Origin of the sequence: Agromyces hippuratus (assembly GCF_013410355.1) — a bacterium.
In the GTDB taxonomy this organism is placed as follows: domain Bacteria; phylum Actinomycetota; class Actinomycetes; order Actinomycetales; family Microbacteriaceae; genus Agromyces; species Agromyces hippuratus.
This window is the reverse complement of the sequence record NZ_JACCFI010000001.1, coordinates 1,455,203-1,472,433: the sequence shown is the minus strand read 5'-3', so window position 1 is coordinate 1,472,433 and position 17,231 is coordinate 1,455,203. Positions and strand designations below refer to the sequence as shown.

The following is a 17,231-nucleotide window of genomic DNA, read 5'->3' as shown; positions in this document are numbered from 1 at the left end:
AGATGCAGGAGAGGGCAGACCCGCGGACTACTGCTCGGCGTGGGCCTCGAGGAACCGGTAGACCGCGGAGTCGTCGACGCCCGGGAAGGTGCCCGACGGCAGGGGTGAGAGCACGTGCGCGTGCAGCCGGGCGCTCGGCCACGCCCGTCCGGCCCAGCGCTCGGCGAGCTCCGACGGGGCGCGGCGGCAGCACGACTCGTCGGGGCAGGTCGACACGGCGCGCTGCGTCGTCTCGCGCCCGCGGAACCACTTGGCCTGGTTGAACGGCACGCCGACCGAGATCGAGAACTCCGCGGCATCCGTGCGCCCCGTCTGCGTCGCGCACCAGAAGGTGCCGGCCGGAGTGTCGGTGTACTGGTAGTTCTCGGTCGTGCGGTTGGTGTGGCCGAACGCGGTGCGGGCGCTCCACTTCTTGCACACCCACTGGCCCTCGATCGAGCCCGTGACATCGGTGGGCAGCGGCAGGCCGTCGTTCTCGTAGCCCTTCAGGAGTGCGCCGTCGCCCGCGACACGGAGGAAGTGCAGCGTCATGTCGAGGTGGCTCGTCGCGAGGTTCGTGAAGCGCAGCGCCGCGGCCTCGTGCGTGACGCCGAACGCGTCGCGGAAGTCCTCGATGGCGAGCCGCTTCTCCTTCTTCGCGGCCTGCAGGAACGAGACGGATGCCTCGCGCGGCATCAGGCACGCAGCGGCGAAGTAGTTGATCTCGAGCCGCTGCCAGAGGAACTCCGCGTAGCTCGCGGGGCGCTCGTGTCCGAGCAGCCGGTGCGCCATCGCCTGCAGCGCCATCGACCGGAGGCCGTGGCCGCCGGGAATCGAGGCCGGCGGCAGGTAGATGCGGCCGTTCGTGATGTCGGTGATCGACCGCGTCGAGTCGGGCAGGTCTTCGACGTAGATGAGCTGGAATCCGAGCTTCTCGGCCATGACGCTCACCTCGCGGTGCGTGAGCGCGCCCGAGCGGTGACCCGAGGAGCGCACCTGGTCTTCGGCGAGCTGCTCGATGTCGGGGAAGTAGTTGTCGCGCTCGCGCATGCGCTCGCGCAGTTCGGTGTTGGCGCGCCGGGCTTCTTCGGGGGTGGCGATGGCCTCGCTCGCCCGCCGCTGCAACTCCTGGTGCAGGCCGACGATCGCCTCGAGCGATTCGTCGGTGATGCCGCGACCCGGCCGGATCGCGGGCAACCCGAGGCTCGCGTACAGCGGGCTCGACTGGGCGCGCCCGAGCTCGAGCTCGAGCTCGGCGCGACGGCTCGGTGCCTCGCGCGAGAGGAGGTCGGCCAGCTCGACGTCGAGCGATGCCGCGAGCGAGTCGAGCAGCGAGAGCTTCGGCTCGCGCTTGCCGTTCTCGATGAGGGAGAGCTGGCTGCCGGCCATGCCGACCGCCTCGCCGAGTTGGTCGAGGGTCAGCCCCCGCTCGCCGCGGAAGTGGCGGATGCGCTGGCCGAGGGTCGCGAGATCGGGGGAGCCTGCCTTCATGCCTTAAGGATAGCGAAAGATCGCACATTCTTAACGACCGAATTGGCCGAACGGATGCCTCAACAGCGCGCATTCTTGAAGTACGAACCAGTTCCGGCTCACGTCGGCACCAATCTGGAAGGGACGAAGATGACCATCTCCGAGTTCTCGATCGGCACAGAGGCATCCGACTCGGCCGGCAGCATCCGTCGCGGCACCACCGACGCAGCCCTGCGCGCGTGGGTCGATGAGATCGCCGGCCTCACCAAGCCCGATGAGATCGTCTGGTGCGACGGTTCGCAGCACGAGGCCGACCTGCTGACGAAGCAGCTCGTCGCCGAGGGCAAGCTCATCAAGCTGAACCCCGAGTGGCGCCCCAACAGCTTCCTCGCGCGCACCGACCCGAAGGACGTCGCGCGCGTCGAGGACCGCACCTTCATCTGCTCGACGTACGAAGAGGACGCCGGCCCCACGAACAACTGGCGCGACCCGCGCGAGATGCGCACCGAGCTGACCGACGTCTTCGACGGCTCGATGAAGGGCCGCACGATGTACGTCGTGCCCTTCTCGATGGGCCCGCTCGGCGGCCCCATCTCGCAGCTCGGCGTCGAGATCACCGACTCGCCCTACGTCGTGCTCTCGATGGGCATCATGACCCGCATGGGCGACGCCGTCTACCGCCTCATCGAGGCCGGCGAGCCGTGGGTGCGCACCGTGCACTCGGTCGGCTACCCGCTCATCGACGGCGTCGGCCACCGCCGCGCCGAGGCCGACTGGCCCTGCAACGACACCAAGTACATCGTGCAGTTCCCCGACTCGCGCGAGATCTGGTCGTACGGCTCGGGCTACGGCGGCAACGCGCTGCTCGCCAAGAAGTGCTTCGCGCTGCGCATCGCGAGCGTCATGGCACGCGACGAGGGCTGGCTCGCCGAGCACATGCTGCTCATCAAGATCACCTCGCCCGAGGGCAAGGCGTACCACGTGGCCGCCGCGTTCCCGTCGGCGTGCGGCAAGACCAACCTCGCGATGCTGCGCCCGACGATCCCCGGCTGGAAGGTCGAGACGATCGGCGACGACATCGCGTGGATGCGCCCCGGCGACGACGGCCGCCTCTACGCGATCAACCCCGAGGCCGGGTTCTTCGGCGTCGCGCCGGGCACCGGCGAGACCACGAACCCGACGGCCGTGCAGACCCTCTGGGGCAACACGATCTTCACGAACGTGGCGCTGCGCCCCGACGGCGACATCTGGTGGGAGGGCCTGACCGACGAGGCGCCCGCCGAGCTCACCGACTGGCAGGGCAAGCCGTGGACGCCCGACTCGGGTCGCCCCGCGGCGCACCCCAACTCGCGCTTCACGGTCGCTGCGGCCCAGTGCCCGCAGATCTCCGACGACTGGGACGCCCACGACGGCGTGCCGATCGACGCGATCCTCTTCGGCGGACGCCGCGCGACGAACGTGCCGCTCGTCGCCGAGGCGCGCAGCTGGAAGCACGGCGTGTTCATGGGCGCGACGATCTCGTCCGAGAAGACCGCCGCCGCTGAGGGCACGGTCGGCGAGCTCCGCCGCGACCCGTTCGCGATGCTCCCGTTCTGCGGCTACAACATGGCCGACTACTGGGGCCACTGGGTCAAGATGGGCCGCGTGCTCGGCGAGAACGCCCCGAAGATCTTCCAGGTCAACTGGTTCCGCAAGGGCTCCGACGGCTCGTTCCTCTGGCCCGGGTTCGGCGAGAACTCGCGCGTGCTCGAGTGGATCGTCGGCCGTGTCGAGGGCACGAGCGACGTCGTCGAGACGCCGATCGGCCTGATCCCGGCATCCGGTTCGCTCGACCTCGACGGCCTCGACATCACGGATGACGCGATCGAGCAGCTCTTCGACGTCGACCGCGACTCGTGGCTCGCCGAGTGCGACCTCACCGAAGAGTACTTCGGCCAGTTCGGCGACCGCGTGCCCGCGGCGCTGCGTGCCGAGCTCTCGAGCCTGCGCTACCACCTGGCGCACCAGGAGGCGTAGCCCGACGGCGATGCGCCCCGCGATCCCGCGGGGCGCATCTCCGTGCCGCCTGCGGATGCCGCGGACGCGCGCGTTCGGGAAGGCGCGCCGCCCGCGGCATCCGTCGACGGCACTTCGGCACGCCTGACGCCGCGCTGCTCCCTCGCGCGCTAGCGTGTGCCGCAAGGAGGCGCGATGGAGTTCGGCACGGTCATCGAGACGATCGGCGAGGTCATCGACTTCGTCGGCGTGCTGGCGATCGTGGTCGGCGTCGTCTACGCGAGCCTCGATGCCGGGCTCAGGGGCATTCGCGGGAAGTCCCCGATCTACGATCGCTTCCGCCGCGTGCTCGGTCGCGCCATCCTGCTGGGCCTCGAACTGCTCGTGGCCGCCGACATCATCAAGACGGTCGCCGTGACGCCGACGCTCGACTCGGTGCTCGTGCTCGCGATCATCGTGCTCATCCGAACGTTCCTCAGCTGGTCGCTCGAGCTCGAGGTCTCCGGCCGTTGGCCGTGGCAGAAGCGCAGCACGACCGCCGACGAACCGCCGCTCGTGCAGACCGAAGCCGGCTGACGGCGGTCGCCGGGCCGACCGGGACCGCCGGCGGCCGGTGGGAGTACCATTTCTCCAACGTCGTGAGAAACGAGTCGAGGAGACCGGGTGGGCGATCCGACAGGCACGCGGCGCGGAACGAACCTGCCGCGCATGGGCGACTTCAACCAGTCGGTCGTCTTCGATGCGATCCGCCGGTCGAGCGACGGCCGCAGTCGCGTGGAGCTCGTGGCGGCGACCGGCCTCTCGGCGCAGACGATCTCGAACGTCGTGCGGCGGCTGCTCGACGGCGACCTCGTGGTCGAAGCGGGCAAGGCGAGTTCCGGCCCGGGCAAGCCCAGAACACTGCTGCGACTGAACCCGGCGGGCGCGTATGCGGCCGGCGTGCACATCGATCCGGCCGTGATGACCTTCGTCGTGCTCGACCTCGAGGGCTCCGTGGTCGCGCACGCGCGCCGGCGCACCCCCATCGCCAACGACCCCCGGCTCGTGATGTCGAGCATCCAGGACGGCCTCGACCGGCTGATCGCCGACTCGGGCGTGCTGCGCGAGAAGGTCGTGGGGCTCGGCGTGGCCGCGCCCGGTCCGATCGACGTCGAACGCGGCACCATCGTCGATCCGCCGCACCTGCTCGGCTGGCACCGGGTGCCGCTCCGCGACGCGCTCGCCGAGTCGACCGGACTCCCGGTGCTGGTCGACAAGGACGTCACGGCGGCGGCGGTGGCCGAGATGTGGACCGGGGGCGCCAACGGCGTCGGCAGCTTCGTGTTCTTCTACCTCGGCACCGGCATCGGCGCCGGTCTCGTGCTCGACGACGAGGTCGTGCGCGGTGCCTCGGGCAACGCGGGCGAGATCGGGCACATCGTCGTCGATCCGGGCGGTGCCGTCTGCAGTTGCGGCCTGCACGGATGCATCGCCGCCACCTGCACCCCGCAGGCGCTCGTCACTGAGGCCGAACGGCTCGGCGTGCTCGCCGACACGCGACTGCGCAGCGGCGCCCACGACGTCGACGTGCGGTTCACGGCGCTCTGCGATCTCGCGGCAGCCGGCGACGCCGGAGCGCGGCAGATCCTCGAGCGCTCCTCGGCTCGCACGGCCAAGGCCGTCGCCGTGCTCGCCGACCTGCTCGACGTCGATCGAGTCGTGTTCGGGGGCCCGTTCTGGCAGCGCTTCCGCCCGTATCACCTGGAGCGCATTCCCGCCCTGCTCGACGAGCTCAGCGTCACGCGGTCCATCCGCCGGGTGCAGGTCGTCGGCACGTCGGCGGGTGAGGATGTCGGCGCGGTCGGGGCCGCCTGCCTGGTGCTCGAGCGCACGCTCGGGCCGTCGGCGGCGCGCCTGATGCTCGACGCCTGACACCGGTTCCGAATCGGCTGCGCGTGGGGCTTGCAGAGTAATTCCATTCGATTTACTATTTCGACAGACGCGACCGCGTTCGATCCAGCTGGAGCAAAGGAGCACCATGCGTTTCTCTCGCGTACTCGCCGGCGTGGCGACCGTCTCTGCGGCGGCCCTCGCATTCGCCGGGTGCAGCCCGGCGGCAGACGATTCCCAGACGATCACGGTCGTCTACCAGAAGACCGACGGCTTCGTCGCGCTCGACGAGCTCTTCCAGAAGGTGAAGCCCGAGTTCGAGGCCGCCAACCCCGGTGTGACCGTCGAGCTGGAGCCCATCGTGGCCGACGAGGGCGACTACGCGACGAAGCTCGCACTCATGCAGCAGAGCGCCGAGACGGCACCCGACGTGTTCTACGAGGACACCTTCCGCGTGCGCAGCGACATCGACGCCGGCTACCTGCTGAACCTCGACGACCACCTCGCCGAGTGGGAGGACTGGGAGCAGTTCAACGACGGGGCGAAGGAGGCCGGTCGAGCCGACGACGGCAGTGTCTACGCCGTGCCGCTCGGCACCGACACCCGTGGGATCTGGTACTCCAAGTCGGTGCTCGAAGCCGCGGGGGTCGCGCTCCCGTGGGAGCCGAAGAGCTGGGAGGAGATCCTCGAGACGGCGCGGGCCGTCAAGGCTGCCTCGCCCGACAAGGTCGCGTTCAACGTGTACTCCGGCAAGCCGGCCGGAGAGGGCTCGGTCATGCAGGGCTTCGGCATGCTCATGTACGGCACCGACGACACCCTCTACGACGCCGACGAGCAGAAGTGGGTCACGGGCTCCGAGGGCTTCGTCGACTCGCTGGCGTTCATCGAGACCCTCTACGGCGAGGGCCTCGCGCCGGCGCCCGACGTCGCGCTCGACGGATCGATGTGGCAGAAACTGTTCGGCGAGTGGTTCCCGGGCGGGCAGATCGCGGGCACCATCGAGGGGTCGTGGTCGCCCTCGTTCTGGAAGCAGGGCGGATCGTACGAGTGGCCCGAGTACGTCGACGACATCGGCGTCGCCGCCTTCCCGACTCAGAACGGCCAGGGCGACGGTGCGGTGAGCCTCTCTGGCGGTTGGACGCTCGCGGTGGGCGCGCAGAGCGAGCACCCCGACGAGTCGTTCGACTTCCTCGCCATGGCGCTCGACCGTGAGAACGCGCTCGAGTACAACATCGCGAACTCGCAGATCGCGGTGCGCGCCGACGTCGCGGAAGACCCGGCGTATCTCGAGGCGAACCCGTTCATCGGCTTCTTCACCGACCTCGTGAGCGTCACGCACTTCCGTCCGGCCACGGCGGACTACCCGCAGATCTCGGCCGAGATCCAGGCGGCGACCGAGGCGGTCATGACGGGGCAGATGAGTCCCGAAGAAGCCGCTGCCGCCTACGACGAGGCCGTGATCGGCATCGTCGGCGATGAGAATGTGACGCAGTGACGGGTGGTGGCATCCACATCGGCACTGCGTGACGGCGCCGTCCGACCGTCGCGGGAACGCCCGAACTCCCGCGACGGCCGGTCATCGCGTACCTCCATCGCACGATTCCTCCCCGTCGTCCCGTCGATCCTGCTGCTCGCACTGTTCATGGCGGGCCCGGTCATCTGGTCGGTCACGATCTCGTTCACGAACACCGCGCTCACCGGCCGCAACGCGAAGGACCCGTCGTGGGTCGGCTTCGAGAACTACACGCGACTCCTGCAGGACCCGGGGTTCCCGGTCTCCGTCTGGCTGACCGTCGTCTTCGTCGTGGCATCGGCGGTCATCGGCCAGAACGTGCTCGGGTTGGTGATCGCGTTGCTCCTCGGCAGGGTGGGCCGCGCCACGCACGCGATCGTGACCACGATCGTGGTCGGCGCATGGGTGCTGCCCGAGATCGTCGCGGCGTTCGCGGCGTACGCGTACTTCGCCGACGACGGAACCCTCAACCAACTGCTCGCCGGCATCGGCATCGACGGTGCGAACTGGCTCTACGAGTTCCCGATGCTCGCCGTGATCCTCGCGAACGTCTGGCGCGGCACCGCGTTCTCGATGATGGTCTACGAGGCGGCGCTGAACGACGTGCCGCCCGAGATCACCGAGGCCGCCGTCATCGACGGGGCCGGCGGACTCAAGCGACTGATCTGGGTGACGATCCCGATGATCCGGGGGAGCATCGCCACCAACCTCATGCTGATCACGCTGCAGACGCTCGCGGTCTTCACGCTGATCTGGGTGATGACGAAGGGCGGCCCCGGCATCAGCAGCACCACGCTGCCGATCCTCGCCTACCAGGAGGCGTTCAAGTTCCAGGAGATCGGCTACGGGTCGGCGATCGCGGTCGTCATGATCCTGATCGGCGCCGTGTTCTCCGTGCTCTACCTGCGCACCCTCCGGCCCGGGCGGGACGCATGACCGGGCCGACGGCGGCACCGGCCCGCCCGCGACGGTTGAGCATGGCGTCGCCGCGTCGAGCGGTCGCCGCCCTCGCCTCGAACGTCGTGCTGCTCGTCATCGCCGCGTGCTTCCTGGTGCCGCTCGCCTGGCTGTTCCTCGCGTCCGTCGACACCGCGCCGAGCCAGCAGACACGGGTGCCGACCGACTTCACGCTCGAGCACTATGCGGCCGTGCTCACGCCGGAGCGCACGCTGCTGCCGCTCTGGAACAGCACGGTGCTCTCGGCGGGATCGGCCATCGTGACGGTGATCGTCGCGGTGCTCGCCGCCTACCCGATCTCGCGGTACAACTCGAGGTTCAACACCCCGTACCTCTCCGCGATCCTGTTCGGCACCTGCCTTCCGATCACGGCGATCATGGTGCCGGTCTACAGCCTCTTCGTGCGGCTCGGCATGCTCGACAACCTCGCCGCGGTGACGTTCTTCCTCGCAGCGACGAGCCTGCCCATGGCGATCTGGATGACGAAGAACTTCATGGACTCGGTGCCGGTCTCGCTCGAGGAGGCGGCGTGGGTCGACGGCGCCTCCGCGATGCGGGCGCTTCGGCTGATCGTGCTCCCGCTCATGCGCCCCGGACTCGCGGTCGTCTTCATCTTCGTCTTCATCCAGGCATGGGGGAACTTCTTCGTGCCGTTCATCCTGCTGCTGTCGCCGTCGAAGCAACCCGCCTCGGTGAGCGTCTTCAGCTTCTTCGGGCAGTACGGCACCGTGGCATACGGCGAGCTCGCGGCGTACTCGCTCATCTACTCGTTGCCGGTGGTGGTGCTCTACGTCATCGTGTCGAAGGGCATCGGCGGTTCCTTCGCCATGCAGGGCGCGATCAAGGGATAGGGGTTGGTCCGATGCACGACGACAGCAGGCTGGTCGAACGACGAATCGCACGGTTCGTCGCCGAGCGCATCGAGCCGGCGCTCCATCGCCGGAGCGCTCCCGTCTCGATCGAGCAGTGGGTGGCGCCGGGCGAGCCGGTGCCGTTCGCCGAAGCGGTCGCGCAGCGCTTCACCCCTTTCGAGACGGATGCCCCGTGGGGCCGTCCCTGGGGCACGACGTGGTTCCGCATCCGCGGCCGGGTGCCCGAGGCCTGGGCGGCCGAACGCGATGCCAGGGTCGAGCTCGTCGTGGATCTGGGGTTCACGGGTGCGGCGCCCGGCTTCCAGGCCGAAGGCACGGTCTGGAGTGCCGACGGCGCGATCATCAAGGCGATCGAGCCGCTGAACCGCGCGGTGCCGCTCGACGCCGGGCCCGGGCAGGACTTCGAGCTGTACCTCGAGGCGGCCTCCAATCCCGACCTCCAGGGCGGCTGGTCGTTCGCCCCGACGCCGCTCGGCGATCCCGCCACCGCCGGCGACGCGCTGCTCTACCGGATGCGCCGGCTCGAGGTCGCCCTGCGGGATCTGCCGGTGTGGGAGCTCGCACAGGACGTCTGGACCCTGCGCGGACTGCACGCCGAGCTGCCCGAGGCGCTGCCCCGGCGTGCGCAGCTCCTCCGCGCGCTCGAGCGATGCATCGACGCGATGGACCCCGACGACGTGTCGGGCACCGCGGCGCGCGGCCGTGAGCTGCTCGCGCCCGCACTCGTGGCCCCGGCCTGGGCGAGTTCGCATCGGGTGCACGGCGTCGGCCACGCGCACATCGACAGCGCCTGGCTGTGGCCGACCCGCGAGACCGTTCGCAAGGTGGCGCGGACCTTCTCGAACGTCGACGCGCTCATCGAGCGGAATCCGGGCTTCGTGTTCGCCGCGTCATCCGCTCAGCAGTTCGCCTGGCTGAAGGCGGCGTATCCCGAGCTGTTCGAACGCATCCGCCGGCGGGTGGCCGAGGGCTCGTTCGTGCCGGTCGGCGGCATGTGGGTCGAGTCCGACACGAACATGCCGGGCGGTGAGGCGCTCGCCCGCCAGTTCGTCGCGGGCAAGCGCTTCTTCATCGAGGAGTTCGGCGTCGAACCGCTCGAGGTGTGGCTGCCGGATTCGTTCGGCTACTCGGGGGCGCTGCCGCAGATCGCCCGTGCGGCGGGCAGTCGCTGGTTCCTCACGCAGAAGATCTCGTGGAACGAGACGAACGTGATGCCGCACCACACCTTCGACTGGGAGGGCATCGACGGCACGCGCATCTTCACGCACTTCCCTCCGGTCGACACGTACAACTCCGAGCTCTCGGGCGCCGAGCTCGCGCGGGCGGAGCGACAGTACGCCGAGCACGGCTCGGCCAACACCTCGCTCGTGCCGTTCGGCTGGGGCGACGGCGGCGGCGGCCCCACCGAGGAGATGCTCGCCGCGGCCGCGCGCACGGCGGATCTCGAGGGGTCGCCGAGGGTCGTGCTGTCGAGCCCGCGCGAGTTCTTCGAGGCGGCGGAGGCCGAACTGCCGAAGCCGCCGGTCTGGTCGGGCGAGCTGTACCTCGAGTTCCATCGCGGCACCTACACCTCGCAGGCGCGCACGAAGCGCGGCAACCGGCGTAGCGAGCACCTGCTGCGGGAGGCCGAGCTGTGGGCCGCGACCGCGGCGGTGCGCGGGCGGCTCGAGTACCCGTACGACGAACTGGAGACGGCCTGGCACGCTGTGCTGCTGCAGCAGTTCCACGACATCCTGCCGGGGTCGTCGATCGCCTGGGTGCACGCCGAGGCCGAGCGGCGCTACGCGGAGGTCGCCGACACGCTCGAGGCGATCATCGCGCGCTCGCTGCGCGCGCTCGTCGGCGAGGGGGAGCAGGCCGTCGTGGCGAACGCCGGCCCCCTCCCGCTCGGCGGCGTCGCCGCGCTCGCCGCAGCGACGACGCCCGAGACGGATGCCGCGGCCACCGTGCGGCGCGACGGCGAACGGATCGTGCTGGCGAACGCCCGGCTCGAGGCCGTGCTCGACGAGCAGGGGCTCCTCGTCTCCCTCGTCGACCGGAGAACCGGCCGTGACGCGATCCCCGCGGGCGGTGCGGCGAAGCTGCTGCAGCTCTTCCGCGACACCCCGAACCAGTGGGATGCCTGGGACGTCGACGTGCAGGACCGGCGGAACGTCGTCGAGCTCCGCGAGCTCGAGTCGATCGAGATCGTCGACGACGACCCGGCCTGCGCCGTCGTGCGCATCACCCGTCGGTTCGGCGGATCCGAGGTCGTCGAGAGCATCTCGCTGGAAGCGATGGGCGGTGCGCTCGACGTGCGGTTCGACGTCGACTGGCACGAGCGGCAGAAGCTCCTGAAGGTTGCGTTCCCGCTCGACGTGCACGCCGAGCGGGCGACGTCCGAGATCCAGTTCGGTCACCTGCATCGACCGACGCACACGAACACCTCGTGGGATGCGGCACGCTTCGAGTCGGTCGCGCACCGCTGGGTGCACGTCGGCGAGCCCGGGTTCGGCGTCGCCGTCGCCAACGACGCGACCTACGGACACGACATCGCGCGCACCGTGGTCGACGGGGCCACGGTGACCACCGTGCGGCTCTCGCTGCTGCGGGCTCCCCGCTACCCCGATCCGACGGCCGACCAGGGGTCCCACGTCTTCCGCGTGGCGATCGCACCCGGCGCGGGCATCCCCGAGGCCGTCGCCGAGGGCTACCGGCTCAACGTGCCCCCGCGACGCGTGGTCGATGCCGCGGTCGACCGCATCGCCCCCCTGATCGCGGTCGCGGGTGACGGGGTCATCGTCGAGGCGGTCAAGCTCGCCGAGGACCGTTCGGGTGATGTCGTGGTGCGGCTCTACGAAGCGCACGGCTCGCGCAGGCAGGCCGTGCTCTCCGCGGAGCTCCCCGGAGCGGTGGCGACCGAGGTCGACCTGCTCGAGCGGCCCCTCGACGAGTCCCGGGCCCGGCTCGCGGCGGTGCCGGGAACGCCCGGTGCCTGGCGATTCGAGCTCCGCCCGTTCCAGCTCGCGACCGTTCGCATCAGTCGCGTGGCGGCAGCGCTCCAGTGACGGATGCCGCGCCGAGCGGCCACACGCCGAGCACGCGGCGGTGATGCGAGCCCGATGGCGGCCGCATGTCGATGAGGGCGAGCTGGCGGAGCAGCACGCGGTCGCCGCGCTCCAGCCGGCCGTGGCGCTTCACGGTGACGTGCGGGCGGAAATCGCTGCGAAGGTGCCCGGTCTCGACCTCGGCGCCGGCGAGGGCGGCGAGCGCCTCGCCTCGGAGCACGGAGATCTCGCCGCCGTCTCTGATGAGGGTCACCGGCACGTCATGGCGACGGCCGAACATGGCGGGCTCACCCGCGGTGCTGGTGATCGCCGACGCATCGCGGGCCACCCTGCCGAGCGCCGCCGCGACGACCTCGCTCGGCCGGTCCGTGGCGAAGGGCTCCACGAGCGTGACGTGCAGCGGCCAGTCGGCCACCGTGAACGACTCGGCGGCGGTGAGCGGCGAGAGCGGCAGCACGATGACGAAGCGCGTCATCCGCCGATTCTCGTCCTCACCGGCCGAGGCGTACAGTGCCGAACCGACCGGATGGCGGGATCCGCCCGCATGGCTCAGGCGACGTGCGGTTCGTCGAGTCGGCCGAGCAGGCGCAGCATCGCCGCGGGCGCGTAGCGGAACTCGATCGTGCCGCTCGCGCCGGGGTCGGTCGGCCCGATCCAGGTGCTCGACCCCTCGTGCACGCGCACCCAGCCGTGCTCGAAGAGCAGGTCGGCGCCGATGACGAACGCCATCGCGGGGGTCTCGCCCTGGCGCACGGCGATCGAGCCCTCGAAGACCTGCGACGCCGAGGCATCCTGGTCTTCGCGGCACTGCACGCCCATGAGCGGGCGTGCGATCGGCGTCGCGAATCCGGTGACGTGGAACGGGCTGGCCTTGCCGATGTCCGCGACGACGCCGAAGTTCACGCTCGTCGAGACGAGGCTGAGCGAGGCCTGACCGTCGAGCACGAGCCGGCTCGAGACCCGGAATCGGTAGAAGAGCCGGCCCGCCTCCCGTGCCGGCGGCAGCACGGCGAGGCTCGCCCAGTTGCGCGACCATGCGAGCGGGTCGCCGTCGCGGTTCGGCGGATCGTAGAGGCTCGCCGTCAGCCGCACGGCGCCGTCGGGCTGCGTCGCGGCGGCCTGCAGCGAGGAGCGGCCGTGGTCGTCATCGGGCATGACGTCGCGCACGGCGGTGAACGCGGGGAGCCGCAGCGGCTCCCAGTGGCGGAGCCAGCCCTGGATGCCGGCCTGCACGCGGTCGAACGAGTTGCCGAGGCCGCTGCGGGTCGTGGCGGTCTCGGCCTCGTCGGCCGCATCGGGCAGCTCGTCGATGAGGTCGACGGGCAGTTCGTCGAGACGGTCGAGATCGCGCTCGTTCGAGACGGTTGCGATGGTCATGATGGGTCCTCCGTGGGGCGTGGGCTCGGGGCATCCGGTGGGGGATGCGGGAGTCCACGCTACGGAGCGGGCTTCGGCGCGCCATCCGAGCGAGCACTGAGTTTCGCTCGGGTTCGCACTGAGGCGGCGCACCGTCGACGGGCTCAGACGAGCAGCTGGTGCGCCGCCAGATCGCGGTAGAGGGGTACGTTGGCCACGAGCTCGGCATGCGTGCCCTCGCCGATCACCCGGCCCTCGTCGAGCACGATGATGCGGTCGGAGTCGATGACCGTCGAGAGCCGGTGCGCGATCACGACGAGCGTGCGCCCCTCGGAGACGGCGTCGACGGCATCGCGCATCATGCGCTCGTTGACCCCGTCGAGCGAGGAGGTCGACTCGTCGAGCAGCAGGATCGGGGGAGCCGCGAGCAACGCGCGGGCGATCGCGAGCCGCTGGCGCTCGCCGCCCGAGAGCATGATGCCGTCATCGCCGACGGCGGCATCGAGGCCCGCGGGGTCGCGATCGAGCACGCCGCCGAGGTTCACGGCGCGCAGCACCTGCTCGCACGCCGCGTCGCTCGCGTGGGGGCTGCCGAGCTTGAGGTTGTCGCGGAGGCTCCCGGCCAGCACCGGGGCATCCTGTTCGACGTAACCGATCTGCGCGCGGAGCTCGGCGCGGTCGAGCGAACGCAGGTCGAGGCCGCCCATGCGCACCGTGCCGACCGAGGGGTCGTAGAACCGTTCGATGAGCGCCAGGATCGTCGACTTGCCCGCACCGGAGGGGCCGACGAGCGCGATGCGCTGCCCGCGCGGCACCTGGAACGAGACGCCGCGCAGCACCGGCTGGCGGTCGGTGACGTCGGGCTCGGGCAGGTGCTCGTCGACGGACTCGTTCGCCGGGTCGGCCGGGTCCTGACGCGTCGCCGCGTAGGCGAAGGAGACGTCGTCGAAGGCGATCGCCGGGGCACCGGGCAGCACGCCCTCGTTCGCCTCGCCGACCATGAGCGCGAGCGGGGCGAGTTCGCGGTCGTGCGCGTCTTCGTCGGGCAGGTCGAGGATCTCCTGGATGCGGCCGAGGGCGCCGAGGGCCTGGTTCACCGAGGTGATCGCACCGAAGAACAGGCCGAGCGGCATGATCATCATGAACAGGAACAGGATGAACGCGACGAGGTCCGCGACCGTGAGGGCGCCGGATGCCACGCGGAAACCGCCGACGCCGAGCACGACGAGGAACGAGACCTGCATCGCGATGCCGGCGACCGGCACGATGAGCGCGGAGATCTTCGCGACCTTCACGCCCATCTGCCAGGCACCCTCGGCGTGCGCCTCCACGTCGCGGATCTCGCGCTCGGTCGCTCCGGCGGCACGGATCGTGCGCACGGCACCGATGGCGCGTTCGACGGATGCCGCGACGTCGCCGACCTTCGCCTGCGCCTGGTGCGACGCCTCGCGCACGTGGCTCGACAGCAGCGTGACGGTCGTGATGGCGACGGCGATGACGAGCACGGTCAGGCCGAGCAGCACGGGGTCGATGACGAGCATGGCGATGAGCGCGCCGATGAACGTGACGGTGCCGCCGATGGCCTCGACGAGTCCCTGGGTGAGCACGGCGCGCAGCATCGTCGTGTCGCTGCCGACGCGCGAGACGAGGTCGCCCGTGCGGCGGGTGTCGAACTCGGCGATCGGCAGCCGCAGCAGCTTGCCGATGAGGCGCTTGCGGCTCGAGAGCACGACGCCCTCACCGGTGCGCTGCAGCAGGTAGTGCTGGTATCCGGTGATCACGCCGCTCACGATGACGAGCGCGACGAGCGCCCAGACGATGCCGCCGAGTGGTTCCTCGGCTTCGACGACCTGGATGACCTGGGCGACGAGCAACGGCTGGGCGAGACTCGCAAGCGCGCCCACGACGGAGAGGATCGCGACCCAGATGAGCACGGGGCGGTGCTCGAAGATGAAGGGCAGCAGTTGCCGGAACGTGGCACGCGGGCCGGTGGTCTCAGTGCGCCGCGAGAAGGGGGATCGTCGGGTGCGGGTGTCGCTCATGTCCTCTTCCTGGCATGCCTCGACGAACGGATGCCGCATCCGCCCGGGTGTCGCAGAACGCCGTCTTGAAGTTTACGTGCCCTAACTGCGTCCGTATTTCTTGTGCACCGCCTGCTTCGAGACCTCGAGGGCGAGGGCGATGAGCTGCCAGCTCGACCCGGCGGCCCGGGCTCGACGGACGGCAGTCGCCTCGGCGCGGTCGAGCTCGCGGGTGAGTGCGACACGCGCGTGGTGGAGGTCGCGGAGTGCGCGATACGGGTCGTCGCCGTCGGCGGCCGCGATCGCGGTTCGGAGGGTGTGGTCGTCCATGGCGTCAACCGTAGTTGACCTCTGGACGATCGTCAATCCAAGTTGACGAACTGGCGAAGGCTGCGGAGGAGGTGGTGCTGCAGACGACGAAGACGGGTCGGCTGATGCAGCCGCCCCGCCTCCTCGTCAATGCTCGTGCCGGACTAGCCGAGCCCGTTCCAGAAGCCGCAGTTGTGCGCGGACTCGAACGTGTCGATCATCTCGAGGCCGCCGGCCTCCTCGGTCTTCAGCTCGAGCACCTCGCGGCCGTCGGCGAACGTGCTCCACTCGGGACCGCCGTCGATGCTCGGGGCGCCGGTCTCGAAGAACGCCGACCACAGGGCGACCATCTGGTCGGCGAGGGCCAGCTGCTCCTCGTCCAACGCGCGCTGTGCGGCGGTGTAGTTGAACAGGTACTGGAGTTCGGTGGTGTGGGTGGCGCCCAGCTCGAGCGTCGAGGGCGGGAACGGGTCGCCGAGCGAGCGCCATCCGGGCGTCGTCTCGTCGGCGAACTCGTAGAAGTACACCGAGCGACCGGCGTCGGCGAAGCTGTCGGAGGCGACGACCGACGGGCAGGCGAACATCGAGTCGCCGCTGAGCCAGCCCGAGGCGAAGATCGGGTCCTCGCCGGCGTCGGCCGGGTAGAGCTCCAGCACGTCGGGGGCGAGGGCACCGAACTGGGCGGTGACACCGGCCTCGTACTCGGCGGGGTCGAGCGGGTACTGCGCCGAGGCGAAGCCGAGCCACTCGTCGCGGGTGACGCCCATCATGATCGGCACATCGGCGAGGGTGCCGTCGGCGGCCGCCTCGAGCGGGCCGACCGGCTGGTCGGGACCGCCGCTGGCGGGGGAGGCGAAGCCGAACCCGGTCGCCGTTCCCACGATCGTCGAGGTCGGCACGGCGCGGAGGCACTCGGCGTCGTCGGCCGCGCAGCCCCACTGCGTCGTGAACTCGGTCGGGTCGGATGCCGGTGCGCCGGCGCCGCAGGCCATGGACTGCACCACGGCCTTGTCGAAGAGCCCCTCGGCCGTTGGCGACGCGAGCTGGAAGCAGACCGAGCCGCCGCCGGCGGACTCGCCGACGATCGTGACGTTGTCGGGGTCGCCGCCGAAGGTCTCGATGTTCTCCTGCACCCAGCGCAGCGCCTGCTGCTGGTCGAGCATGCCCCAGTTGCCCTGGGCACCGTACTCGCCCTCCTCGGCGGTCGCCGCGGTGGCGAAGAAGCCGAACAGGCCGAGGCGGTAGGCCGGGATCACGGTCACGGCGTCGCCGGTCGCAGAGAAGTTGCGGCCGTCGTAGATGTTCGGGGTGCCGGCGGTGTATCCGCCGCCGTGCAGGAAGACGACGACCGGGAGCCTCTCCTGTGCGGCGTCCTCGGGAGCGTAGACGTTCAGGTAGAGGCAGTTCTCGCTCAGCGAGCCGTCGGAGTCGCCGTTCACCGTCTGGGCGCAGTCGGGGCCGGGCTTGGACGCATCGAGCACGCCCGCCCAGGGCTCGGGGGCCTCGGGCTCGCGCCAGCGGAGATCGCCGACCGGCGGCTCGGCGAAGGGGATGCCGAGGTACTCGACGCCGTCGGCGGTCGTGACCCCTGTCAACGATCCCTGCTCGATCTCGACTTGCGGTGCGGCTTGAGGTGCGCCGTCGTCGGCCGCGCCGCCGGCGATGCATCCGCTCAGCAGCAGTGCCGTCGCCGTGGCCGCGATCGCGATCGAGGCGACCTTCGCGAGTCTCCCAGTAGTCATGTTGCTCCCTCGTGTTCTCCCGGAATCTACGGTGTGTCCACAGTGTTGTCAAAGCCGTTGACGATACCGCGTGCGCGAGCGCGCCGACGGCAGGGCACGAT

The 17,231-nt window shown here is 70.4% G+C and carries 13 protein-coding genes; 7 read left to right on the top strand and 6 right to left on the bottom strand.

Going from position 1 to position 17,231, the window contains the following annotated elements; translation table 11 throughout:
• Positions 1-27: 27 nt before the first annotated feature.
• Positions 28-1,470, bottom strand: a complete 1,443-nt coding sequence (locus BJY17_RS06875) for an XRE family transcriptional regulator (RefSeq protein ID WP_179550704.1) — start codon at positions 1,468-1,470, stop codon at positions 28-30.
• Between the two features lie 129 nt (positions 1,471-1,599).
• Between BJY17_RS06875 and BJY17_RS06870 the strand changes: the two genes are divergently transcribed.
• The 7 genes from BJY17_RS06870 (at position 1,600) to BJY17_RS06840 (ending at position 11,702) form a co-directional block, all read left to right on the top strand.
• Complete coding sequence (locus BJY17_RS06870) at positions 1,600-3,465, top strand: phosphoenolpyruvate carboxykinase (GTP) (protein WP_179550703.1); 1,866 nt, start codon at positions 1,600-1,602, stop codon at positions 3,463-3,465.
• A 174-nt stretch (positions 3,466-3,639) separates the two neighbouring features.
• Positions 3,640-4,020: a DUF1622 domain-containing protein gene (locus tag BJY17_RS06865; protein WP_179550702.1), complete on the top strand. Its 381-nt coding sequence runs from the start codon at positions 3,640-3,642 to the stop codon at positions 4,018-4,020.
• A gap of 132 nt (positions 4,021-4,152) precedes the next feature.
• Positions 4,153-5,355 (top strand): ROK family protein, encoded by a 1,203-nt coding sequence (locus BJY17_RS06860; RefSeq protein WP_179552754.1) that lies wholly within the window; start codon positions 4,153-4,155, stop codon positions 5,353-5,355.
• Positions 5,356-5,461: 106 nt separating this feature from the next.
• Positions 5,462-6,808: an extracellular solute-binding protein gene (locus tag BJY17_RS06855; RefSeq protein ID WP_179550701.1), complete on the top strand. Its 1,347-nt coding sequence runs from the start codon at positions 5,462-5,464 to the stop codon at positions 6,806-6,808.
• A 147-nt stretch (positions 6,809-6,955) separates the two neighbouring features.
• Positions 6,956-7,762: a carbohydrate ABC transporter permease gene (locus BJY17_RS06850; protein ID WP_179552753.1), complete on the top strand. Its 807-nt coding sequence runs from the start codon at positions 6,956-6,958 to the stop codon at positions 7,760-7,762.
• Positions 7,759-8,634 (top strand): carbohydrate ABC transporter permease, encoded by an 876-nt coding sequence (locus BJY17_RS06845; RefSeq protein ID WP_179550700.1) that lies wholly within the window; start codon positions 7,759-7,761, stop codon positions 8,632-8,634. Before BJY17_RS06850 ends, BJY17_RS06845 begins: the two co-directional genes overlap by 4 nt.
• Before the next feature lie 11 nt (positions 8,635-8,645).
• On the top strand, positions 8,646-11,702 hold the full coding sequence (locus BJY17_RS06840) for an alpha-mannosidase (protein ID WP_179550699.1): 3,057 nt from the start codon (positions 8,646-8,648) through the stop codon (positions 11,700-11,702).
• Here BJY17_RS06840 and BJY17_RS06835 read toward each other — a convergent pair.
• The 5 genes from BJY17_RS06835 to BJY17_RS06815 form a co-directional block, all read right to left on the bottom strand.
• On the bottom strand, positions 11,674-12,177 hold the full coding sequence (locus tag BJY17_RS06835) for a 2'-5' RNA ligase family protein (RefSeq protein WP_179550698.1): 504 nt from the start codon (positions 12,175-12,177) through the stop codon (positions 11,674-11,676). The genes BJY17_RS06840 and BJY17_RS06835 overlap by 29 nt on opposite strands.
• A gap of 74 nt (positions 12,178-12,251) precedes the next feature.
• The gene (locus BJY17_RS06830; protein ID WP_179550697.1) at positions 12,252-13,079 is read right to left on the bottom strand and encodes a hypothetical protein; all 828 of its coding nucleotides are present in this window, start codon (positions 13,077-13,079) and stop codon (positions 12,252-12,254) included.
• Positions 13,080-13,222: 143 nt separating this feature from the next.
• Entirely contained in the window at positions 13,223-15,100 is a 1,878-nt protein-coding gene (locus BJY17_RS06825; protein ID WP_179550696.1) for an ABC transporter ATP-binding protein, read from the bottom strand.
• 81 nt (positions 15,101-15,181) lie between these two features.
• Positions 15,182-15,409, bottom strand: coding sequence for a hypothetical protein (locus tag BJY17_RS06820; protein WP_056010100.1), 228 nt, complete (start codon positions 15,407-15,409; stop codon positions 15,182-15,184).
• A 143-nt stretch (positions 15,410-15,552) separates the two neighbouring features.
• Entirely contained in the window at positions 15,553-17,130 is a 1,578-nt protein-coding gene (locus BJY17_RS06815) for a carboxylesterase/lipase family protein (protein ID WP_179550695.1), read from the bottom strand.
• Positions 17,131-17,231 lie beyond the last annotated feature (101 nt).